This window comes from Streptomyces sp. NPDC107528, from assembly GCF_055639295.1.
The window spans coordinates 70,896-92,683 of the sequence record NZ_JBVKAV010000021.1 but is presented as its reverse complement, the minus strand read 5'-3'; the positions used below and the strand labels follow the sequence as shown (position 1 = coordinate 92,683).

General features: G+C 70.5%; 17 protein-coding genes. 9 read left to right on the top strand and 8 right to left on the bottom strand.

Going from position 1 to position 21,788, the window contains the following annotated elements; all coding sequences use genetic code 11:
• Positions 1–161: 161 nt before the first annotated feature.
• The 5 genes from ACZ7L5_RS43510 to ACZ7L5_RS43490 are packed head-to-tail and all read right to left on the bottom strand — an operon-like array spanning position 162 to position 5,736.
• Positions 162–1,472 (bottom strand): DUF58 domain-containing protein, encoded by a 1,311-nt coding sequence (locus tag ACZ7L5_RS43510; RefSeq protein ID WP_471524459.1) that lies wholly within the window; start codon positions 1,470–1,472, stop codon positions 162–164.
• Positions 1,472–2,461 (bottom strand): AAA family ATPase, encoded by a 990-nt coding sequence (locus ACZ7L5_RS43505; RefSeq protein WP_471524469.1) that lies wholly within the window; start codon positions 2,459–2,461, stop codon positions 1,472–1,474. The genes ACZ7L5_RS43510 and ACZ7L5_RS43505 overlap by 1 nt, the downstream gene beginning before the upstream one ends.
• Positions 2,461–3,669 carry a DUF4350 domain-containing protein gene (locus ACZ7L5_RS43500; protein ID WP_471524457.1) on the bottom strand — a complete coding sequence of 403 codons (1,209 nt, stop codon included), beginning with the start codon at positions 3,667–3,669 and terminating at the stop codon, positions 2,461–2,463. The genes ACZ7L5_RS43505 and ACZ7L5_RS43500 overlap by 1 nt, the downstream gene beginning before the upstream one ends.
• A complete protein-coding gene (locus ACZ7L5_RS43495) occupies positions 3,666–4,391 on the bottom strand; it encodes a DUF4129 domain-containing protein (protein ID WP_471524455.1) in 726 nt (241 codons plus the stop codon). The genes ACZ7L5_RS43500 and ACZ7L5_RS43495 overlap by 4 nt, the downstream gene beginning before the upstream one ends.
• Positions 4,392–4,395: 4 nt before the next feature.
• Positions 4,396–5,736, bottom strand: a complete 1,341-nt coding sequence (locus tag ACZ7L5_RS43490) for a DUF7847 domain-containing protein (RefSeq protein WP_471524454.1) — start codon at positions 5,734–5,736, stop codon at positions 4,396–4,398.
• Between the two features lie 140 nt (positions 5,737–5,876).
• Between ACZ7L5_RS43490 and mtnA the strand changes: the two genes are divergently transcribed.
• The 7 genes from mtnA to ACZ7L5_RS43455 all read left to right on the top strand — a co-directional run bounded on the left by mtnA (position 5,877) and on the right by ACZ7L5_RS43455 (position 15,052).
• On the top strand, positions 5,877–7,025 hold the full coding sequence (gene mtnA, locus ACZ7L5_RS43485) for an S-methyl-5-thioribose-1-phosphate isomerase (protein ID WP_471524452.1): 1,149 nt from the start codon (positions 5,877–5,879) through the stop codon (positions 7,023–7,025).
• A gap of 164 nt (positions 7,026–7,189) precedes the next feature.
• Positions 7,190–7,879: a two-component system response regulator MtrA gene (gene mtrA, locus ACZ7L5_RS43480; protein WP_187283109.1), complete on the top strand. Its 690-nt coding sequence runs from the start codon at positions 7,190–7,192 to the stop codon at positions 7,877–7,879.
• Position 7,880: 1 nt separating this feature from the next.
• Entirely contained in the window at positions 7,881–9,956 is a 2,076-nt protein-coding gene (gene mtrB, locus ACZ7L5_RS43475; RefSeq protein ID WP_471524450.1) for an MtrAB system histidine kinase MtrB, read from the top strand.
• On the top strand, positions 9,946–11,790 hold the full coding sequence (locus ACZ7L5_RS43470) for an LpqB family beta-propeller domain-containing protein (protein WP_471524448.1): 1,845 nt from the start codon (positions 9,946–9,948) through the stop codon (positions 11,788–11,790). Before mtrB ends, ACZ7L5_RS43470 begins: the two co-directional genes overlap by 11 nt.
• Positions 11,791–12,107: 317 nt before the next feature.
• Positions 12,108–13,094: a ComF family protein gene (locus tag ACZ7L5_RS43465; RefSeq protein ID WP_471524446.1), complete on the top strand. Its 987-nt coding sequence runs from the start codon at positions 12,108–12,110 to the stop codon at positions 13,092–13,094.
• A gap of 315 nt (positions 13,095–13,409) precedes the next feature.
• On the top strand, positions 13,410–14,102 hold the full coding sequence (gene hpf / locus ACZ7L5_RS43460; RefSeq protein ID WP_383239656.1) for a ribosome hibernation-promoting factor, HPF/YfiA family: 693 nt from the start codon (positions 13,410–13,412) through the stop codon (positions 14,100–14,102).
• Between the two features lie 203 nt (positions 14,103–14,305).
• A complete protein-coding gene (locus ACZ7L5_RS43455; protein ID WP_471524444.1) occupies positions 14,306–15,052 on the top strand; it encodes a response regulator in 747 nt (248 codons plus the stop codon).
• A 22-nt stretch (positions 15,053–15,074) separates the two neighbouring features.
• Here the strand turns inward: ACZ7L5_RS43455 and ACZ7L5_RS43450 are convergent, their stop codons facing one another.
• Both ACZ7L5_RS43450 and ACZ7L5_RS43445 read right to left on the bottom strand, forming a co-directional pair.
• Positions 15,075–16,280 carry a winged helix-turn-helix domain-containing protein gene (locus ACZ7L5_RS43450; protein ID WP_471524442.1) on the bottom strand — a complete coding sequence of 402 codons (1,206 nt, stop codon included), beginning with the start codon at positions 16,278–16,280 and terminating at the stop codon, positions 15,075–15,077.
• Positions 16,281–16,368: 88 nt separating this feature from the next.
• Positions 16,369–16,950 carry a GNAT family N-acetyltransferase gene (locus tag ACZ7L5_RS43445; RefSeq protein ID WP_471524440.1) on the bottom strand — a complete coding sequence of 194 codons (582 nt, stop codon included), beginning with the start codon at positions 16,948–16,950 and terminating at the stop codon, positions 16,369–16,371.
• Between the two features lie 270 nt (positions 16,951–17,220).
• Here ACZ7L5_RS43445 and secA point away from each other — a divergent pair, with 270 nt between their 5' ends.
• Entirely contained in the window at positions 17,221–20,070 is a 2,850-nt protein-coding gene (gene secA / locus ACZ7L5_RS43440; protein ID WP_362388574.1) for a preprotein translocase subunit SecA, read from the top strand.
• Between the two features lie 170 nt (positions 20,071–20,240).
• Here the strand turns inward: secA and ACZ7L5_RS43435 are convergent, their stop codons facing one another.
• Complete coding sequence (locus ACZ7L5_RS43435) at positions 20,241–20,855, bottom strand: Rv3235 family protein (RefSeq protein WP_471524438.1); 615 nt, start codon at positions 20,853–20,855, stop codon at positions 20,241–20,243.
• A gap of 353 nt (positions 20,856–21,208) precedes the next feature.
• Between ACZ7L5_RS43435 and ACZ7L5_RS43430 the strand changes: the two genes are divergently transcribed.
• Positions 21,209–21,724 carry a DUF6912 family protein gene (locus ACZ7L5_RS43430; protein ID WP_471524436.1) on the top strand — a complete coding sequence of 172 codons (516 nt, stop codon included), beginning with the start codon at positions 21,209–21,211 and terminating at the stop codon, positions 21,722–21,724.
• The last annotated feature ends 64 nt before the right edge of the window (positions 21,725–21,788 follow it).

Here is a 21,788-nt window from a genome sequence, read left to right as displayed (position 1 = left end):
ATGGTACTGCAGGGGGGACCCTGTGGGAGAGTAGGACGCCGCCGAACAAATTGTGAGAAAGGCCCACACCTTATGGTGTGGGCCTTTCTGCGTTTGTGGTGCTTTACGCAACGCATGGTTCGGGGCTCTCTGGAAGGAGAGCCCCCTTCGGAAATTCTGGGTTACAGGCGTCCCGCCGTTTTGAGGGCCAGATATGCGTCTGCCAGTGCTGGCGCGAGTTCTTCTGGTGTGGCGTCGACGACCGTGACGCCGTGGCGGCGGAGTTGTTCTGCCGTGCGGTGGCGTTCGCTTTGGGCCTGGGCGGCTGCTGCGGTCTCGTAAACGGCGTCTGTGTTTCCGCGTGCGGTTGCCATGTGCGCGATGTGGGGGTCCGCTACTGAGGCCAGCAGAAGTGTGTGGCGCTGGGTGAGTTGGGACAGCACTGGGAGCAGGCCCTCCTCGATGGGGGCCGCGTCGAGGGTCGTGAGCAGCACGATCAGGGAGTGGCGGGGGGCAGTACGGAGAGCCGTGGCCGTCAGGCCTCGGCCCTCCGTTTCGATCAGCTCGGGTTCCAGTGTGGCCATCGCGTTGACCAGGGAGGGAAGGACGTCTCCTGCTGTGCGGCCCTGGACGAGGGCTCGTACTCGGCGGTCGTAGGCGAGGAGGTCAACGCGGTCGCCGGCGCGGGAGGCGAGGGCGGCCAGGAGCAGTGCTGCGTCCATGGAGGCGTCCAGGCGGGGAGCGTCGCCGACGCGGCCTGCTGAGGTTCGGCCGGTGTCCAGGACGAGGAGGATGTGACGGTCGCGTTCGGGGCGCCACGTGCGCACGGCGACCGTGGATTGGCGGGCTGTGGCGCGCCAGTCGATGGAGCGGGTGTCGTCGCCGGGGACGTATTCGCGCAGGCTGTCGAATTCAGTGCCTTCGCCGCGGGTGAGCACGCTGGTGCGGCCGTCGAGTTCGCGCAGGCGGGCCAGTTTGGAGGGGAGGTGCTTGCGGCTTGTGAACGGGGGGAGGACCCGTACTGTCCAGGGGACGTTGTGGGTGCCCTGGCGGGAGAAGAGACGCAGGGGTCCGTAGGAACGGATCGTCACGCGGTCGGCCTGGCGGTCGCCGCGGCGGGTGGGGCGTAGGCGGGTGGTGATGCGGCGGCGTTCGCCTGCGGGGACCGTCAGGCGGTGGCGGGAGGCCGCTACCTCTGTGCCTGGTTGCCAGCTGCTTGGGGGCCAGGCGTCGCGGAGGTGGGCGCGGAGGGGGCGGCTGGACGGGTTGGTGATCGTGAGGGTGACGTCGGCCGTTTCGCCCAGGCGTACGGAGGTGTCGCCTGAGCGGGTCAGGCCGAGGCGGCGTACGGGTGCGGCCAGGGCGAAGTCGCAGGCGCAGGCCGCCACCAAGGGGGCGTTGACCGCAAGGATGCCCGTCCAGCTGGGGTCCCAGATGCCTACGGGGAGGGAGCCCAGGGCCGCGAGGAGTGCGGCGCGTCCGGTGAGTGCCATCAGCGCGGGACGGGGACGTGGGTGAGGATCGCGTTGATCACGGAGTCGGCGGTGACGCCTTCCATCTCGGCCTCCGGGCGGAGTTGTACGCGGTGGCGGAGGGCGGGGAGAGCCAGGGCCTTCACGTCGTCGGGGATGACGTAGTCGCGGCCTGTGAGCCACGCCCACGCGCGGGCGGTGGCCAGGAGGGCCGTGGCGCCGCGAGGGGAGACCCCGAGGGTGAGGGAGGGGGATTCCCGGGTGGCTCGGCAGATGTCGACCACATAGGCCGTGATCTCCGGGGAGACCGTTGTCTTGGCCACGGCCGCGCGTGCCGCTTCCAGGTCCGCGGGGCCCGCTACGGGGCGTACGCCGGCGGCGCGCAGGTCGCGGGGGTTGAAGCCCTCGGCGTGGCGGGTGAGGACGTCGATCTCGTCCTGGCGGGAGGGGAGCGGGATCGTGAGCTTGAGGAGGAAACGGTCCAGCTGGGCTTCGGGGAGGGGGTAGGTGCCCTCGTACTCCACCGGGTTCTGGGTCGCTGCGACCAGGAATGGGTCGGGGAGCGGGCGGGGTGTGCCGTCGACGGTGACCTGGCGTTCCTCCATGGCTTCCAGGAGGGACGACTGGGTCTTGGGGGGAGTCCGGTTGATCTCGTCGGCCAGGAGGAGGTTGGTGAAGACCGGGCCGGGCTGGAAGGAGAACTCGGCGGAGCGGGTGTCGTAGACGAGGGAGCCCGTCACGTCGCTCGGCATGAGGTCGGGGGTGAACTGGACGCGCTTGGTGTCGAGTTCGAGTGCGGAGGCGAGGGCGCGTACGAGGAGGGTCTTGGCGACGCCGGGGACGCCTTCGAGGAGGACGTGGCCGCGGCACAGGAGTGCGACGACGAGGCCGGTCACGGCGGGGTCCTGGCCGACCACGGCTTTGGCGATCTCGGCGCGCAGGGCCTCCAGGGAGGCTCGGGCGGTGCCCGGATCCCCGGTGTTCCCGGCGTTGTCAGTGGTCGGGTCCATCATGGACGGCGTACCTCTCTTTCGAGGGCGTCGAGTTGGTCGGCGAGGGCGATGAGTGCTGCGTCGTCGCTGGGCGGCGGGCCGAAGAGGAGGGTGTGCAGGGTCTGTCCGCCCCCGTGGTGGTGGAGGTGGGCGGACAGCGCGGGGAGCAGGGCCTCGGGCGTGTGCGCCTGAGTGACGGGGACACCTACGAGGGGGGCGAGGCGCGTGCGGGTGGTGGAGCGAAGAGCGGCGGCCGCGCGGTCGCGGGCGTTCGCCTTGCGGTAGAGGCGGGCGCGGCCTTCGACGGTTTCGGAGGCGCGGATCGCGACGGGGAGTTTTTCGGGCACGAGGGGGCCGAGTCGGCGTGCCCGCCAGAGGGCGGCCAGGGCTGCGGCGATGAAGAGCTGCAGCGTGCCCCAGAGCCAGCCCGAGGGGAGCAGGTCGAGGAAGCTGCGTTCGTCGTCCGAGTCGGCGGCCGACGTGTCGGAGAGCGAGGGGAGGTACCACACCAAGTGGGGGCGGGAACCGAGGAGTTGGAGCGCCAGCGAGGCGTTTCCCTGTTCGTCGAGGCGGTCGTTGTTGAGGATGTCGGGTGCGCCGAGGACGACGGTGTCGCCGGCGGCGTCCCCGGTGGAGTCCGGGACGCGCAGCAGGGTGGCGAGGCGCTCGCTCGGGTAGCACTGGTCGGCGTCGAGGTGGGTGGTGGTGTAGCGGACGCCGCCCAGGTCGGCGGTGCCTGCGCGTCGGGCGGCGGGCAGGGTGCAGTCGGGGGAGAGCTCCGAGTCGAGGCTGGTGGCGGGGTCCGCGGTGACGCCGGGGGCGAGCCGTTCTACGGACCAGCTGCCGGGGGCGACGAGTACGGTACGGCCGCCGGAGCCGGCGGTCGACGAGCGCAGCCAGGACTGTTGACGGTGCGTCAGGAGGTCTGGGGCGGCGACCAGGACGGTGGTGTCCGGGGCGGCCGCGGCGCGCGCGTCGTCCAGGGTGGTGACCACACGCGTGTCCACGTCGCGGTCGGCGAGGAGTTCGGCGACGGCCCGGCTGCCCTTGGGGTCGGCGGAGCGTGGGTCGAGGGCGCCGTGCCGGGAGTCGGAGCGGATCGTGGCGATCACGACGGCCGCCACGAGCAGGAGTACGACGGCGAGGGCGATGCCTCGCGCGCGGGTCCACACCTGGCGCGGGGTGGGCGAGGCCGCGGTGGACCGGAGCGTGGCCTCGGTGGTCATTCGGCGGCTCCCTGGCGGGCGTTGGGGGCCGTACTGGGGGTGCTGGCGGCGAGTTGCGGCTTGCTGCTCTCCAGGTCGCGGTCGAGTTCAGCGATGCGCTGGTATGCCTGCTGGGTCGCGGTTCTGCCGCCGTACGTCACGTCGTCGAAGTCCCGTGCGGCGGTGCGCAGTCGGTCCGTGTGGGCGGGCAGTGAGCGGCCTGCTTCGGCGGCGGCCTCGTCCGCGGTGCGGCCGGGGCGTACGTCGAGAAGTGCGCGCTCCTCGAGGGAGCGGACGATGGCGCGCATGCGCTCCTGGACGGCCTGGTTCCAGTGGCCCTGGGCGGCGTGTGCCTCGGCGGCGGACCGGTGTTCGGCGGCGCTGCGGGGGCGGTCGTCGAACAGGGTTGCGGAGGATGTGGGTTGGCGGCGCGGGGTGCCCAGGCGCCACCACAGGGCGCCCAGGACCGCGACGACGACCAGGATGATGACGACCAGGCCGAGCGGTCCCCCGGGCGTCACGGTCGAGGCGCTGTTGAACAAGTCCTCGACCCAGGCCCAGAAGGCGTCCAGGGCTCGCTGGAACCAGCTGGGTTCGTTCTCGTGGTACATCTGCTTGGACAGCTCGCGACGGGCCGCCTCCCGCGCGGGATCGCGCGGGATCGTCAGTGGTGGCTCGTCGGCCGAGCGTGCCGTCAGCGACAGTGCTGACGCTGTTGTGAGAACTCCCCCCGCCAGGCTCACCGGATCAGCTCCCCGGGGTGCCGGTGCCAGCGCTGTGGTCCTGGACGCCGGCTGCGCGGGCCAGTTCGAGGTCGAGGGCCTCGCGGCGGATGCGCTGGTCGATGTAGAGCAGGACGGTGACGCCGGCCGTGATCGGGAAGGTGATCATGGAGCCGATCACCGAGCCGATGCCGCTGATGATGAGGAACGTCCAGCCGAAGTCGCCGGCGCCGTCGAGGAAGGCGGTGGCGCCGTCGCCGCTGAACGCGGCGGCGAGGAAGGTGAAGGGGATGACGACGATCGCCGCGACGATGTTCGCGATGAGCGTGGCGAGCAGTTGGATGCCGAAGACGCGCCACCAGGAGCCGCGGACCAGCTTCACCGAGCGGCTCAGCGCCTTCACGATGCCCTGCTTCTCCAGCATCAGCGCGGGCGAGGCGAGGGAGAATCGGAACCACAGCCACATCGCGACGATGCCCGCGCCGAGGATGCCCAGGATCGCGAGCGCCCCGCCCGCGGCACCCGAGCCCGAGGCGACCACGAGGATGCCGGGCAGGGCACCCACGAGCACCAGGCCGAAGGTCATGAGCAGCAGCAGGAGGAGCAGGCCGAACAGCGGCAGCACCTGAGGACGGGCGTCCCGCCAGGCCTCGCCGGTGGTCACGGACTTGCCGAGCACCGCGCGGCTGGTGACCGTCGTCAGCAGGGCGGTCGCGATGATCGCGCCGATCACCGAGATCAGGAAGATCACGCTGGAGCTGAGCAGGGCGTCGCCCGTGGCCCGGGTGACCTCGCTGAGGGTGGCGTCCGGGTCGTTGAGGGCCTCACTGCCGGCGAGGTCGTTCAGGACGAAGCCCTGGAGGAGGATGACGAGGATTTCCGTCACGATCGCGACGGTCAGGGAGATGCCCAGGACCGTGCGCCAGTAGGTGCGCATGGTGGAGACCGCGCCGTCGAGGATCTCGCCGACGCCGAGGGGGCGCAGCGGGATCACGCCGGGCTTGGCAGCGGGCGGCGGGCCGCCCCAGCCGCTGCCCCAGGCGCCGTGTCCGCCGGGGACGCCGTAGCCCTGGGAGCCACCACCGCCGCACCCGCCGGTGCCGGCAGGAGGGGGGGTGCCCCAGCCCGGGCCGGGCGGTGGGGGTGGCGGGGTATGACGGCCGGGGGCCTCGGGCCCGGTCGGGGCGGACCACTGGCCGGCCGGCGGCTGCTCCTTGGACCACTTCGAGCCGGTGCCCTGTGGGTCGGGTCCCGGTTGCTGCGCGGGGTCGGGACGGTCTGCGGGCTCGGCCGGGCCGGACGCGCCGGGTTCCTGGCCGTCGGACGGGGCGGATCCGGGCGAGGCCCAGCCCGGAGTGTCGTTCATCGTCGCTCCTTCACGGTGCCCGTCCGCGGTCGCGGCGGCAGGTTGGCAGCCATCGTGCCATGGGGTGGCCGCAGAGGTACCGGCCGCGGTATGGGCTGGACACCTTCAATTGTCCGCCGGACAAAGGGCAGACTGACCGCATGGCTGATCAGCACGCGCAATCCGGCGAGGACAGCAAGCCGCACGAGATCCCGGCGATCCGGTGGGACGAGCCACCCGAAGGTCCCGTACTGGTCCTTCTCGACCAGACAAGGCTGCCGGCTGAGGAGGTCGAGCTGGTGTGTACGGACGCGCCCGCGCTGGTGGAGGCGATCCGTTCGCTCGCCGTGCGCGGGGCGCCGCTGCTCGGGATCGCCGGGGCGTACGGCATCGCGCTCGCCGCCGTGCGCGGCTTCGATGTGGACGACGCTGCCGAGTCGCTCGCGGGGGCCCGGCCCACCGCCGTGAACCTCGCCCTCGGTGTGCGCAGGGCTCAGGCGGCGTACCGGGACGAGCTCGCCGGGAGCGGGGACGTCGAGCGGGCCGCCGCCGCGGCGCTGAGGGCCGCGCGGGCACTGCACCAGGAGGACGCCGAGGCCAGCACGCGCATGGCCGAGCAGGGGCTCGCACTGCTGGATGAGCTGCTGCCCGGGGGTGGGCACCGCATCCTCACGCACTGCAACACCGGGGCGCTGGTGTCGGGCGGGGAGGGCACGGCGTTCGCGGTCGCGCTCGCGGCGCACCGGGCCGGGCGGCTCAGGAGGCTGTGGGTGGACGAGACGCGGCCGTTGCTGCAAGGGGCTCGCCTGACGGCGTACGAGGCTGCGCGCAACGGGATGGCGTACACACTGCTCACGGACAACGCGGCGGGGTCCCTGTTCGCCGCCGGTGAGGTGGACGCGGTGCTCATCGGGGCCGATCGGATCGCGGCCGACGGGTCGGTGGCGAACAAGGTGGGGAGTTATCCGCTCGCCGTGCTCGCGCGCTACCACCATGTGCCGTTCATCGTGGTGGCACCCTTGACGACGGTGGACCCCGAGACCCCGGACGGGGCGTCCATCGAGGTCGAGCAGCGTCCTGGGTTCGAGGTGACCGAGATCGCGGCGCCTCAGGTGCCGGTGGCGGGAGGTGAACCGGGAGGCGGGATTCCGGTGGCGCCCCTGGGGACCCAGGCGTACAACCCGGCGTTCGATGTGACGCCGCCCGAGCTGGTGACGGCGATCGTCACCGAGGAAGGGGTCGCATCGCCCGTGACCGCCCAGGCGCTGGCCGAGCTGTGTGCCAGGTCACGGCAGGTGACGCCGACGTAGTGACGTGGACATAGGTGGGACCAGTTCGGGCAGAGCGGGCCAAACCCGCTCAAAGGTCACTCGCAGTGATCTGAGCGAGGGCAGACAGTGGCGACGGCGTACGACTAAGGTCACTGGCCGGTGACCTACCTCACCTCAGCCTTCGCCACTGTTATGAGAATGGGATGATGTCGTTTATGAAGGGACGAGTCCTTGTCGTCGACGACGACACCGCACTGGCCGAGATGCTCGGCATCGTGCTGCGTGGTGAAGGTTTTGAGCCGTCTTTCGTAGCCGACGGCGACAAGGCGCTGGCCGCATTCCGTGAGGCCAAGCCCGACCTGGTGCTGCTGGATCTGATGCTGCCCGGAAGGGACGGCATCGAGGTGTGCCGTCTGATCAGGGCGGAGTCCGGCGTGCCGATCGTGATGCTGACGGCGAAGAGCGACACCGTCGATGTCGTCGTGGGCCTGGAGTCCGGCGCCGACGACTACATCGTCAAACCGTTCAAGCCGAAGGAGCTCGTCGCCCGGATCCGGGCGCGGCTGCGGAGGTCCGAGGAGCCGGCACCCGAGCAGCTCGCCATCGGTGACCTGGTCATCGACGTGGCCGGGCACTCCGTGAAGCGGGACGGGCAGTCGATCGCGCTGACGCCGCTGGAGTTCGACCTGCTGGTCGCGCTGGCCCGCAAGCCGTGGCAGGTGTTCACGCGTGAGGTGCTCCTCGAGCAGGTCTGGGGCTACCGGCACGCGGCCGACACGCGTCTGGTCAATGTGCATGTGCAGCGGCTGCGTTCCAAGGTCGAGAAGGACCCGGAGCGGCCGGAGATCGTCGTGACCGTCCGTGGCGTCGGCTACAAGGCAGGGCCGAGCTGACATGTCCGGGGACAGTGCCGCTACGGCCCCCGGTCGGACCGGGGCCCGTCCGGAGCGGCCTGTCGGCCGGAAGAAGGCGGGCTCCCGCTGGGGACGGTTCCTCGAGGGCGGGCTGCTGCAGGGCGGAGTGCAGGGCAGTCCGGTCCTTCGGCTCCTGCTGCGCTGGGTGCGCCGGCCGCTGCTGCCCGTCATGCGGCTGTGGCGGCGCAACATCCAGCTCAAGGTCGTCGTCACGACCCTGCTGATGTCGCTCGGCGTCGTCCTGCTACTGGGCTTCGTCGTCATCGGGCAGGTGCGCAACGGCCTGCTTGACGCCAAGGTGAAGGCCTCGCAGAGCCAGGCCACCGGCGGATTCGCCGCGGCCAAGAAGAGCGCCGACGAAACCGCGGCCGGAGCCGCCGACGACGGTGCGACGGTCGACGGGCGTTCCGAGCAGAACGTCATCCAGTGGATGAGCGACCTCGTCTCCTCGCTCTCTAGCGGCGGCCAGGGCGCCTTCGACGTGGTCACCCTCCCGGCCTCCGCGGCAGAGGACAGCGCCGCACGCGCGCCGCGCACCTCCGGCGGCGTGGACCCGACGGCGAGCGTGCCCGAGGACCTGCGCGAGCGGATCGACAGCAACATGGGGGCGTTCCAGAGCTACACCCGCATCGTCTACAACCGCACCGCCGACAAGGAGCCCCAGCCGGCCCTGGTCATCGGCAAGCAGGTCAACGACCCCAACGGCGACCCGTACCAGCTCTACTACTTCTTCCCGCTCACCCAGGAGGAGAAATCGCTGAGCCTGGTCAAGGGGACGCTGGCCACCGCCGGGCTCTTCGTCGTCGTACTCCTCGGGGCCATCGCCTGGCTCGTGGTGCGCCAGGTCGTCACGCCGGTGCGGATGGCGGCCGGTATCGCCGAACGGTTGTCCGCCGGGCGGCTGCAGGAGCGGATGAAGGTCACCGGCGAGGACGACATCGCGCGGCTCGGCGAGGCCTTCAACAAGATGGCGCAGAACCTCCAGTTGAAGATCCAGCAGCTGGAGGACCTGTCGCGGATGCAGCGGCGGTTCGTGTCCGACGTGTCCCATGAGCTGCGGACGCCGCTGACGACCGTACGCATGGCCGCCGACGTCATCCACGAGGCGCGGGAGGACTTCGACCCCGTGACCGCGCGGTCGGCGGAGCTGCTGGCCGACCAGCTGGACCGGTTCGAATCCCTGCTCGCCGACCTGCTGGAGATCAGCCGTTTCGACGCGGGCGCGGCGGCACTGGAGGCCGAGCCGATCGACCTCAGGGAGGTCGTGCGGCGCGTCGTCAGCGGGGCCGAGCCGCTCGCCGAGCGCAAGGGCACCCAGATACGCGTCGTCGGCGACCAGCAGCCCATCGTCGCCGAGGCCGACGCCCGGCGCGTCGAACGAGTGCTGCGCAACCTCGTCGTCAACGCCGTCGAACACGGCGAGGGCAGGGACGTCATCGTCAAGCTCGCCTCGGCGGGCGGGGCGGTCGCAGTCGCGGTGCGTGACTACGGCGTCGGGCTCAAGCCCGGCGAGGCGACCCGCGTCTTCAGCCGCTTCTGGCGGGCGGACCCGGCACGCGCGCGTACCACTGGCGGTACGGGTCTGGGGCTGTCGATCGCGCTGGAGGACGCACGGCTGCACGGCGGCTGGCTCCAGGCGTGGGGCGAGCCGGGCGGCGGTTCGCAGTTCCGGCTGACGCTGCCGCGGACCGCGGACGAACCGCTGCGGGGCTCGCCGATACCCCTGGAACCCAAGGACTCACGGCGCAATCGCGGCCTCGACGACGCCGGACTGCCCAGCGGCGGCGGCGAGAAGGCGGCGACGGTGCCGGTCCAGCCCAACGGGGACCAAGTGCCCCCGATGCCCTCCAGGGACCCGATCGTCACGCGGACGGGCGGGGTGGCCCCCAAGGCCGACCCGACGGCGCTGCCCGGCAATGGCGCGCGTGTGGTGCCCCGGCCCGCTTCGGGCGCGCGGCGGCAGGAGGAGACGCCCGGTGCGCAGGAGTCGGCGAGCGGGGAAGCAGGACAGGACGGGGAGTCGAGCAAGCATGGGGAGGCATCTCGTGGCCGCTGACCGCGAGAGGGGCGCCACCCGGCGCGGGGCGGGGCGCATGGTGGCGTACGCCGCCTGTGGCGCCGTACTGCTGGCGGGGTGCGCCTCGATGCCCGACAGCGGCGATCTGCGGGGCGTCGAGTCCACGCCGCGACAGGACACGCAGGTGCGGGTCTTCGCCATGCCGCCCCACGAGGACGCCTCGTCCTCGGAGATCGTGTCGGGCTTCCTGGAAGCACTGACCAGTGACGATCCGGACTACGAGATCGCGCGCAAGTACCTGACCAAGGAAGCGTCGGACAAGTGGCAGCCCCTGCTGTCCACGACGGTGCTCGCCGACGGGCCGGGCGCTGACGTAGAACGTGTCGGGGGCCGGGAGGAGACTGACAGCCTCTCCTACACGCTGACCGGCACCAAGGTCGCCCTGGTCGACGCGCAGCAGTCGTACGCACCCGCCGGCGGGGACTACAGCGAGCCGATGCACCTCACCCGGGACAAGAAGACGAAGCAGTGGCGGATCGACATCCCGCCGCGCGGCGTCGTCATGGGCAAGTCGGACTTCCAGCGGAACTACATGTCCGTCGACAAGTACTACTTCGCCACGAACACCACCCTCGGAACAGCGCCGCACACGGCGGCCGTCGCCGATCCCGTCTACGTGCGCAGGAACGTGGACCCGATGACGCAGATGGTCCGCTCCCTGCTCACCGGGCCGACCAGCTGGCTCAACCCGGTGGTCAGGTCGAGCTTCCCCACCGGCACGGCACTGAGGAAGGGCGTCACCGCGCTGACGCCCGACGATCAGAACAGGCTGACCGTGCAGCTGAACGACAAGGCGGCCCGGGTCGGACTGACCCAGTGCAAGGAGATGGCGGCCCAGCTCCTGTTCACCCTGCAGAACCTCACCCCCACCGTGGACGAGGTCGAGCTGCGGTCCGACGGCAGGCAGTTGTGCTCGCTCACCGAGGAGAGTGCCGAGGCCGTCGCCGCGCGCGGATCGGTGGAGCGTGCCGACTACCTGTACTTCCTCAACGCCGAGCACCGGCTCGTACGGCTGCCCGCCGCCACCAGCGACACGGAGCCCGATCCCGTGCCGGGCGCCCTGGGCGACGGCGATGTGCAGCTGAAGTCCGTGGCGGTGTCGCGTGACGAGGACATGGCGGCCGGGGTCGGCCTCGATGGCAAGAACCTGTACGTCGGTGCGCTGGTGTCGGGTGGCCCGCTCGGGGAGCCGGAGCTGAGCAGCGCGGGCCCGACGGCGGAGCAGCGGCTGTCGGCGCCCAGCTGGGACGCCCAGGGCGACCTGTGGGTGGCCGACCGTAACCCAGACAACCCCCGCCTGCTCCTGCTGGAGGAAGGCGTCGGCGAGCCGCTGGTGGTGAAGACGCCGCCGGGCCTTGAGGGGCGCATCGAGTCGGTGAAGGTGGCCGCCGACGGTGTGCGCATTGCGCTCGTGGTGAAGCAGGGCGAGAAGTCGTCGCTGCTCATCGGACGGATCGAACGGAGCCAGGACGGCAAGGCGGAGGAGCCCGCAAGCGTCTCGGTGCACGAACTGCGCTCCGCGACTCCCGAGTTGGAGGAGGTCTCGGCCATGTCGTGGGCCGGTGACAGCCGACTCGTCGTGGTCGGGCGCGAGAAGGGCGGCGTGCAGACCATGCGGTACGTGCAGGTCGACGGCTCCACACCGGAGGGACCGGCGCCCGCGGCCCTCAGCGGCGTCAAGGAGATCACCGCGTCCGAGGACGCACGGCTGCCGCTGGTCGGCTACTCGGAGGACGGGATCGTGCGGCTGCCGTCGGGGGCGCAGTGGCAGAAGGTGGTGACGGACGGGGCCGCTCCGGTCTATCCGGGGTGAGGCTTCGCCCGGACCGCTGTTGAGGTGCGGGACGGGGAGTGTGGTGGCCGCTTCCGGCCGGGGTGAGTCCTCGGCTGGGGGCGGTCGCTTCGTTTTGGTGCGTGAGTGGGTGCCGGGTGCCGGGTGCCGGGTGCCGGGTGCCGGGTGCCGGGTGCTGGGGTGCGTGGGTGCCTGGGGGCCGGGCGTGTGGGTGTGTGGGTGCGGACGTGGCTCGGTTCCGGGACGGAATTGGGGCAGGCCGCATCGGGCTCGGGTTATCCACAGGCAGTTATCCACAGGGGTGGTCGGTCGGCGCGGGCGTTGGCACAGTGGTGGGCATGCGGGGGTGGTGGCAGGACCTGACCGACCTGGTGCTGCCGGCCGAGTGCGGAGGCTGCGGAAGGCCTCGCACGGTGCTCTGCCCGGAGTGCCGTGCCGTCCTGAGCGGGGCCGCACCGAGCCGGGTGCGACCGGTGCCGGAGCCGCCCGGGCTGCCGGTCGTGCACGCGGCGGCCCGGTACGCGGACGAGGCGCGGGCCGTGCTGCTCGCCCACAAGGAACGCGGCGCGCTGGCGCTCACGGCACCGCTCGGAGCGGCGTTGGCGGGGGCTGTGCGGGCCGGGCTTCGGGAGGACCATGCGTCTCGCGACAGTGGGGCGCCGGGGCGGGCTGTGTGGTTCCAGGGTTCGCAGGTGCGGGCCGACGGGGTGCGTCGGTTGGCGGGCGCCGAGGCGCCTGTGCTGCTCGTCCCTGTTCCGTCCGCGCGTGGGTCGGTGCGTGCGCGAGGGCATGATCCGGCGCGGCGAATCGCGCTCGCGGCGGCGGGTGAGCTGCGGCGGGCCGGGACGCCGGCGCGCGTGCTCGCCGTGCTGCGGCAAGGGCGCGGGGTGGCCGATCAGTCGGGGCTCAACTCGCGGCAGCGGCTGGACAATCTCGCGGGTGCGCTGGTGGTGGCGCCAGGGGGAGCGCGGCTGCTCGCCGGTGGTGGTCCCGTTGTGCTCGTCGACGATCTGATGACGACGGGTGCGTCGCTGGCTGAGGCGGCGCGGGCTGTGCGGGTGGGGGTGGCGGCGGCGGAGGGGGTGGGCTCCGGTGGCTGGGAGAGGGTGGGCCCCAACAGTCGTACGGCGGAGTCCACAGCAACAGCCGTGTACCGAGCGGGAAGTCGGGAAAGCACAGAGGAACGGTGTGCCGGATCGACGGAGGGCAGTGTGCGGCGGTTGCGTGAGAGACAGGGAATCATGGGTGCAGGACAGGCCCGTGACCTGATCTGCGCAGCTGTGGTCGCTGCGTCGCCGGATTCTTTCGAAATAAACCGGAACTGACTGAGAACTTGCATCGTTGCAGGTAACGAGAGGGTCAATTCACCTGAACGGAGGTACGCCGCAGTAGAGGGTGACGACATCCGTCCGGGCGAGATATGTTCGGTTGTGAGGGAAAGGCGCAGGCCATCCCCGTCATATCCGAATGCCGTGCTGTGGGTTTTGCGCAATCACCCGCGGCCATGGGGTGGAGATCTTGCCCATGGGGGAGGAGGAGGTGGAAGTCACCGAGTCCGAGGCTTCGGGGTTCCCCGGAGCCTGGTGCAAAAGGGAGATGCTCCGCCGATGGGGCGGGGCGATCCGGGAACGGAGTTCTGCGTGGACATCGTCGTCAAGGGCCGCAAGACCGAGGTGCCCGAGCGGTTCCGCAAGCACGTGGCCGAGAAGCTGAAGCTGGAGAAGATCCAGAGGCTCGATGCCAAGGTGATCAGCCTCGACGTCGAGGTGTCCAAGGAGCCCAACCCGCGACAGGCCGACCGCTGCGACCGAGTGGAGATCACGCTCCGCTCCCGCGGTCCGGTGATCCGGGCGGAGGCAGCGGCCAGCGATCCGTATGCGGCGCTCGACCTCGCGGCGGAAAAGCTGGATGCCCGGCTGCGCAAGCAGCACGACAAGCGTTTCTCGCGCCGAGGCGCACGCCGACTCACGGCGGCCGAGGTCCCCGACCACGTACCGGGCGCGGCGACGCTGAACGGCAATGGCCGCACGTTCCAGGAAGAAGAGCCGGACGGAATTCCCACCAAGAAGATCGGCTCGCTGGAAGTAAAGGGCGAAGGCCCCCTCGTCGTACGCGAGAAGACGCATGTCGCCTCCCCGATGACCCTCGACCAGGCCCTCTACGAGATGGAGCTGGTCGGGCACGACTTCTACCTGTTCGTCGACTCGGAGACGAAGGAACCGAGCGTCGTCTACCGGCGGCACGCCTACGACTACGGCGTCATTCACCTCAGCACGGACCCGATGGTCACCCAGGTGCAGGCTCCCGCGGCAGGCGGCACGCTGGGCGGCTGATCCACCCGGCTGACAGCTGAGCCGGTGCCCCTGGAGCGCGGTGTGCGCCCCCAGGGGCACCGGTGTGCGACCTCTTCGCGCCCCGCTCGTCACCGTAGTGTCGGCCAGGCATGGAATCATGGCCGCACCGGCCCAACCGTTGGGCCGGTGCCTTGGGTTGGCGATGGCAGACCGACCAGCCACAGCCTTCAGGGGGAGGAACGATGGCGGACAGCTTCGGACCGATGCGGGACGAGGATGCCGACGGTGATGTCGTCGGCGTGGGCCCGGACGCGGGCTCTCCACGCAAGGAGCCGATCAGAGTCCTCGTCGTCGACGACCACGCCCTGTTCCGCCGTGGACTGGAGATCGTGCTCGCGGCCGAGGAGGACATCCAGGTCGTGGGGGAGGCGGGCGACGGCGCGGAAGCCGTGGACAAGGCCGCTGACCTGCTGCCGGACATCATCCTGATGGACGTGCGGATGCCCAAGCGGGGCGGGATCGAGGCCTGCACCTCCATCAAGGAGGTCGCCCCCAGCGCGAAGATCATCATGCTGACGATCAGCGACGAGGAGGCCGACCTCTACGACGCGATCAAGGCGGGCGCGACCGGTTATCTCCTGAAGGAGATCTCCACGGACGAGGTGGCCACCGCCATCCGTGCCGTGGCCGACGGGCAGTCACAGATCAGTCCCTCCATGGCGTCGAAGCTGCTCACCGAGTTCAAGTCGATGATCCAGCGCACGGACGAGCGCCGCCTCGTGCCCGCGCCGCGGCTGACGGACCGCGAGCTGGAGGTCCTCAAGCTCGTGGCCACGGGGATGAACAACCGGGACATCGCCAAGGAGTTGTTCATCTCCGAGAACACCGTGAAGAACCATGTGCGCAACATCCTGGAGAAGCTGCAGCTGCACTCCAGGATGGAGGCCGTGGTGTACGCGATGCGGGAGAAGATCCTGGAGATCCGCTGAGGCCGGATGACCGGCTTCGGGGTCACGCCAGCAAGCGTGTGAGTTCCGTGGCGAGGGGCTCGCGCAGGTCCGGTGCGTCGACCCGGTCCACGCGTACGTCCGTGCAGTCCACCCAGCTCGCCGCCTCCACCAGCGCCTGCGCCACCGCCGGGACCGCTTTCGGGCCGTCCAGGGTGACCTGCTTGGCGACCAGGGTGGTGCCCTCGCGGGCCGGGTCCACGCGTCCCACCAGGCGGCCACCGGCCAGGACCGGCATCGCGAAGTAGCCGTAGATCCGCTTCTGCTTGGGGACGTACGCCTCCAGGCGGTGAGTGAAGCCGAAGATCCGCTCCGTGCGTGCCCGCTCCCAGATCAGGGAGTCGAACGGGGACAGCAGCGTCGTACGGTGGCGACCGCGCGGAGGGGTCTCAAGGGCCGCCGGGTCGGCCCAGGCCGGCTTGCCCCAGCCCTCGACCGTGACCGGCACCAGGCCCGAGTCGGCGATCACCGCGTCGACCTGTTCGCCCTTGAGCCGGTGGTAGTCGGCGATGTCCGCGCGCGTGCCCACGCCGAGGGACTGGCCCGCCAGGCGGACCAGGCGGCGCAGGCACTCGGCGTCGTCCAGTTCGTCGTGCAGCAGCGTCTCCGGGATGGCGCGCTCGGCGAGGTCGTAGACGCGCTTCCAGCCGCGGCGCTCGACGCAGACCACCTCGCCGTACATCAGAGCGCGTTCGACGGCGACCTTGGTGCCCGACCAGTCCCACCACTCGCTGGTCCGCTTCGCGCCGCCCAGCTCGGTCGCAGTGAGAGGGCCCTCGGTGCGCAGCTGCTTGATCACCTGGTCGTAGGTGCCGTCGGGGAGGTCGTGGTTCCAGTGCGGGCGGTTGCGGTAGGCGCGGCGACGGAAGGCGAAGTGCGGCCACTCCTCGACCGGGAGGATGCAGGCGGCGTGGGACCAGTACTCGAAGGCGTGCGGTTGCGCCGACGGCTTGCCCGCAGCCGTGGCCCCAGGCGTCCAGTAGGCCTTCTCGACCGTCTTGCGGTCCACCGCGCCCAGGCGGGCGTACGGGATGAGTTCGTGGGACCGGGCCAGGACCGAGATGGTGTCGAGTTGGACCGCGCCCAGGTGACGCAGTATGCCGCGGACGCCGGACCTGCGGTCGGGGGTGCCGAGGAAGCCCTGCGCGCGGAGGGCGATCCGGCGGGCCTCGTCGGCCGAGAGGTCGGTGGTGGGGCGCAGGGTCGTCATGGTCCGCACGATAGGCGGTGGCACTGACAGTGCGGGGTGAGCTGGGGATTTGTCCGTGGTGGGGCTGCGCGCGGGGGCGAGGGCACGGTCATGCGGGCTGGTTCCTCGGAGGCAGGTACGGGGCCGTCGACGGCAGGCTCAGGTCCGACGGGAGCAGGGATCCCACCCAGCAGTCCCGGCGTACGCCCTGGTGGACCATGGCGGAGCGGAGTGTGCCCTCCAGGGCGAAGCCGGCGCGTTCCGCCACCGCGCGGGAGGGCCTGTTGCCGACTTCTGCGCGCCACTCCACGCGGTCGAGCGACAGGTGGACGAAAGCCCAGCGGGACGCGGCGAGTACGGCCTCGGTGATGTAGCCGTTGCCGCGGTGTTCCTTCGTGCCCCAGAAGCCGATTTCGGCCTCGCTCATGGAGCGCATCGTGAGGCCGAGCATGCCCACCAGCTCCTCCCCTTCGGGGAGGAAGAGCCCCCAGGTGAACATCGAACCGTTCGCCCAGCCCTCCGGGACCAGTTCCTCCGCGAAACTCTGGGCGTGCTCGTACAGGTAGGGCGAGGGGATCGTGGTCCAGCGCTGGATGTCGGGGTCCTGCGCGGCCTCGTACACCGTGTCGGTGTCCTTCGGGCCGACCGTGCGCATGAGGAGACGGCTGGTGGTGAGCGTGACGGGTTCCATCGGCCGATTCTGCTCGGGGCCCGTCGCAAGCGCCATCCTTATATGCGGTGTGTGAGTGCGCGAACGCATTTCGCACAATTCGTTGGCGGAACGCGGCACCATCCGCAGCCCCCGGCCGTTGTCCCTTTGACGGAGATTTGAAGCAGCGGAGGTTCGACGTCCACGGCAGGCTCCCGGCGTGGCGGGGTCCTCGCATACGATGGCCGTTGCTCAGTCAAGTCAAATGGAAACCGACCGTCCCAGGCCCGACCGGCAAGGAGACCAACCCCCGTGTCCGTCCTCTCGAAGATCATGCGTGCAGGCGAAGGCAAGATCCTGCGCAAGCTGCACCGCATCGCGGACCAGGTCAACTCCATCGAAGAGGACTTCGTCGACCTCTCCGACGCCGAGCTGCGGGCCCTCACCGATGAGTACAAGCAGCGGTACGCAGACGGTGAGAGCTTGGACGACCTGATGCCCGAGGCCTTCGCCACCGTTCGCGAGGCCGCCAAGCGTGCTCTCGGCCAGCGTCACTACGACGTCCAGATCATGGGCGGCGCGGCCCTCCACCTCGGCTACGTGGCCGAGATGAAGACCGGCGAGGGCAAGACGCTCGTCGGCACGCTGCCCGCTTATCTGAACGCGCTGTCCGGCCAGGGCGTCCACCTGATCACGGTGAACGACTATCTGGCCGAGCGCGACTCGGAGATGATGGGCCGCGTCCACAAGTTCCTGGGCCTGAGCGTCGGCTGCATCCTCGCCAACATGACGCCGGCCCAGCGCCGCGAGCAGTACGCGTGCGACATCACGTACGGCACGAACAACGAGTTCGGCTTCGACTACCTGCGCGACAACATGGCGTGGTCCAAGGACGAACTCGTCCAGCGCGGCCACAACTTCGCCATCGTCGACGAGGTCGACTCCATCCTCGTCGACGAGGCCCGTACGCCGCTGATCATCTCCGGACCCGCCGACCAGGCCACCAAGTGGTACGGCGACTTCGCCAAGCTGGTCACGCGCCTGAAGAAGGGCGAGGCGGGCAACCAGCTCAAGGGCCTGGAGGAGACCGGCGACTACGACGTCGACGAGAAGAAGCGCACGGTCGCCATCCACGAAGCGGGCGTCGCCAAGGTCGAGGACTGGCTGGGCATCGACAACCTCTACGAGTCGGTGAACACGCCGCTGGTGGGCTACCTGAACAACGCCATCAAGGCCAAGGAGCTCTTCAAGAAGGACAAGGACTACGTCGTCATCGACGGCGAAGTCATGATCGTCGACGAGCACACCGGCCGTATCCTCGCCGGCCGCCGCTACAACGAGGGCATGCACCAGGCGATCGAGGCGAAGGAAGGGGTGGACATCAAGGACGAGAACCAGACGCTCGCCACGATCACCCTGCAGAACTTCTTCCGCCTCTACAAGCGCCACGACCACGACGACAAGGAACAGCCCGGTCTGTGCGGCATGACCGGTACGGCGATGACCGAGGCCGCCGAGTTCCACCAGATCTACAAGCTCGGCGTCGTCCCGATCCCGACCAACCGGCCGATGGTCCGCCAGGACCAGTCGGACCTGATCTACCGCACCGAGGTCGCGAAGTTCGAGGCGGTCGTCGACGACATCGTCGAGAAGCACGAGAAGGGCCAGCCGATCCTCGTCGGTACGACGTCGGTCGAGAAGTCCGAGTACCTGTCGCAGCAGCTGTCCAAGCGCGGCGTCCAGCACGAGGTGCTGAACGCCAAGCAGCACGACCGTGAGGCGATCATCGTCGCCCAGGCCGGCCGCAAGGGCGCCGTCACCGTCGCCACCAACATGGCCGGCCGTGGTACGGACATCAAGCTCGGCGGCAACCCCGAGGACCTCGCCGAGGCGGAGCTGCGCCAGCGCGGCCTCGACCCCGAGGAGCACATCGAGGAGTGGGCCGCGGCCCTGCCCGCCGCCCTGGAGAAGGCCGAGCAGGCGGTCAAGGCGGAGTTCGAGGAGGTCAAGGACCTCGGCGGCCTCTACGTCCTCGGCACCGAACGGCACGAGTCGCGCCGTATCGACAACCAGCTGCGCGGTCGTTCCGGCCGTCAGGGCGACCCGGGCGAGTCCCGCTTCTACCTCTCCCTCGGCGACGACCTGATGCGCCTGTTCAAGGCTCAGATGGTCGAGCGCGTGATGTCGATGGCGAACGTCCCGGACGACGTGCCGATCGAGAACAAGATGGTCACGCGCGCGATCGCGTCCGCGCAGTCGCAGGTCGAGCAGCAGAACTTCGAGACCCGTAAGAACGTCCTGAAGTACGACGAGGTCCTCAACCGTCAGCGTGAGGTCATCTACGGCGAGCGCCGCCGCGTTCTGGAGGGCGAGGACCTGCACGAGCAGGTGCAGCACTTCATGGACGACACGATCGACGCGTACGTCGGCGCGGAGACCGCCGAGGGCTTCGCCGAGGAATGGGACCTGGAGCGCCTGTGGGGCGCCTTCAAGCAGCTCTACCCGGTGAAGGTGACCGTCGAGGAGCTCGAGGATGCGGCCGGTGACCGTGCCGGGCTGACCGCCGAGTTCATCTCCGAGTCCATCAAGGACGACATCCACGACCAGTACGCGGCGCGTGAGGCGCAGCTCGGCTCCGAGATCATGCGTGAGCTGGAGCGCCGGGTCGTGCTGTCGGTCCTGGACCGCAAGTGGCGCGAGCACCTCTACGAGATGGACTACCTCCAGGAGGGCATCGGCCTGCGCGCCATGGCGCAGAAGGACCCGCTGGTCGAGTACCAGCGCGAGGGCTTCGACATGTTCACCGCCATGATGGAGGGCATCAAGGAGGAGTCCGTCGGCTACCTGTTCAACCTGGAGGTCCAGGTCGAGCAGCAGGTCGAGGAGGTCCCGGTCGAGGACACCAAGCCGGTGGCCGACCTGGAGAAGAAGGACGCGGTGCCGGCACAGGCGGGCGGGCGTCCCGAGATCCGGGCCAAGGGGCTCGAGGCCCCGCGCCGCCCGGACCGGCTGCACTACACCGCGCCAAAGGTGGACGGCGAGGGCGACATCGTCGAGGGCGACTTCGACAACGGCGACGAGCCGGTGCGCTCGGAGGCCGACGGCCTCACGCGCGCGGAGCGGCGCAAGCAGGCGCGTGGCGGGCGCCGCCGCAAGAAGTGACGTGACGGTGGCTGTGACGCCGTAGCAGTCGGATGGGCCGGGTTCCTTGAGGGGGACCCGGCCCATCGCCTTGCGCGGTGCCACAGCGCGACGGGACCGTCCCCGCTCGGCCCCCGCAGCCGCCCCTACAACGGTCCGTGCGTCTACACGGGCGGTGGGGGCGGCGGTGGTCAGTCGTCGTCCGCGCAGGGCCTGCGTGGGCCGCCCAGTTCCACCGCCGTGCAGCGCCAGCGGAGGTCTCCGCTCTGCTCCAGGCGGAATGCCATGGCGCGTAGCTGGTCTCCGGCGCCGATGCGGGCGAAGGCCTCGATGGCGCCCGGGCGGGGTTCGAAGTAGCCGATGTCGCGGACGACGGGGCGGGTGCCGCGGGTGCGCAGGAGACCGAGTTCCGCGAGGTGGGCGAGCTCGTCATAGGCACGGCCGGCGGTGTGGCGGAGCATCCAGTGGACGGGGCGCTGGCCGCTCAGGACGAGGAGCAGGCGGTCGGCGAAGACGTCGGTGGGTCGGGGTTGCGGGACGGCGGGCCTGTCGAGGGTCCCGGTTCCGTCGGCCGGGTTGCGCGGCGTGGCGGCGGGGGCGGACGGTGGCCGGGTGTCCGTGGGCCTGGTGCGCGGGTGGGCTCCCGTGGCGCCTGACGAGCCCGGTGGGCGGCCGCCTGGAGGCGCGGTACGGGGCATGCCGCCGCTCGGCGTGCGGGGCGGGCTGCCGGCGGGGCGGCGGGTGTCGCGGCGGGTCGGTGGGCGGGTGCTGGGGCGGAGCTGCGCCCTGGTCATGACCTTGTTCATGGAGTCCCCGTTCGGTGAACCCGGATTGATACCGGCGAGTAACTTCGTGGTTGGTGATCTTGTACGGGGCCGCGGGTGTCGGCAGCAAGGAAGCGGGGACTCGGAGCGGGCGGCCGGAATCTTCACTTATCCGGGTGATCGAGGGCCGCGGAAGCCTGTGATGGCGGGGGCGCACCGGGTGAGTTCGTGGACCGGGGTGGACGTTCGGCGGGGTGGCTGACGGGGCTCGAAAGGGGACGCCCCAGGTTTCGGCCGCACGTATCCTGAAGGCCCTCCGGAGGTGCGGGGATCGTCCCTCTCCGGGCCCTTGCAGAGCCTTACGAGTGCTACGAGAACGAAGAAAGCGGTCAGCAATGCGCGTCTACGTCCCCTTGACCCTCCCCGGTCTCGCCGAGGCGCACAAGGCGGGCGAGCTGGAGGCCGAATCGCTCGTCGCGTACGCCGTCACGCCCGCGTTGCGCGAGTGGTACCTCTCCGACGACATCGAGGAGTTGGAGTACGCGGCGCTGAACCGGGCCGCTCTGGCCTCGCTGCGGCTGCTGGCGGCGGACGGCGGGGCCGCGCGGCGCCGGGTCGTGGTCGCCGTCGACGTGCCCGACAGGGCGGCCGTCGCCGACCCGGACCGGGGGCTGGACCCGGCGGCACTCGGAGAGGTGCGGATCGCCGGGGGCGTGGCGTTGGCCAAGGCGGCCGCCGTACACGTCGACTCGGACGACGCGGAGACGGACGTGTCGGCCGCCGCCGAGGCGCTGGCGGCGGCGGACGGCGGGGACGACGACGCGCAGTTCGTCGTGGACGGTGCCGAGGACCATGAGCTGCTGTGGTTCGCCACCCAGGAGATCCCGAACCTGGTCGGACTGGCGGACTGACCGGCGCTGCCCTCATTGACCTGCTGTTTGACCCGCCGTTCTCTTGATTGTCAGTGGGGGCGGG

Coding starts and splice junctions, on each gene's coding strand:
- mtnA (WP_471524452.1), top strand. CDS start 5,877: ATGGCTGATCAGCACGCGCAATCCGGCGAGGACAGCAAGCCGCACGAG.
- ACZ7L5_RS43510 (WP_471524459.1), bottom strand. CDS start 1,472: ATGGCACTCACCGGACGCGCCGCACTCCTCGCGGCCCTGGGCTCCCTC.
- ACZ7L5_RS43450 (WP_471524442.1), bottom strand. CDS start 16,280: ATGACGACCCTGCGCCCCACCACCGACCTCTCGGCCGACGAGGCCCGC.
- mtrA (WP_187283109.1), top strand. CDS start 7,190: ATGATGTCGTTTATGAAGGGACGAGTCCTTGTCGTCGACGACGACACC.
- ACZ7L5_RS43465 (WP_471524446.1), top strand. CDS start 12,108: ATGCGGGGGTGGTGGCAGGACCTGACCGACCTGGTGCTGCCGGCCGAG.
- ACZ7L5_RS43455 (WP_471524444.1), top strand. CDS start 14,306: ATGGCGGACAGCTTCGGACCGATGCGGGACGAGGATGCCGACGGTGAT.
- ACZ7L5_RS43430 (WP_471524436.1), top strand. CDS start 21,209: ATGCGCGTCTACGTCCCCTTGACCCTCCCCGGTCTCGCCGAGGCGCAC.
- ACZ7L5_RS43505 (WP_471524469.1), bottom strand. CDS start 2,461: ATGGACCCGACCACTGACAACGCCGGGAACACCGGGGATCCGGGCACC.
- ACZ7L5_RS43500 (WP_471524457.1), bottom strand. CDS start 3,669: ATGACCACCGAGGCCACGCTCCGGTCCACCGCGGCCTCGCCCACCCCG.
- ACZ7L5_RS43435 (WP_471524438.1), bottom strand. CDS start 20,855: ATGAACAAGGTCATGACCAGGGCGCAGCTCCGCCCCAGCACCCGCCCA.
- ACZ7L5_RS43490 (WP_471524454.1), bottom strand. CDS start 5,736: ATGAACGACACTCCGGGCTGGGCCTCGCCCGGATCCGCCCCGTCCGAC.
- ACZ7L5_RS43445 (WP_471524440.1), bottom strand. CDS start 16,950: ATGGAACCCGTCACGCTCACCACCAGCCGTCTCCTCATGCGCACGGTC.
- mtrB (WP_471524450.1), top strand. CDS start 7,881: ATGTCCGGGGACAGTGCCGCTACGGCCCCCGGTCGGACCGGGGCCCGT.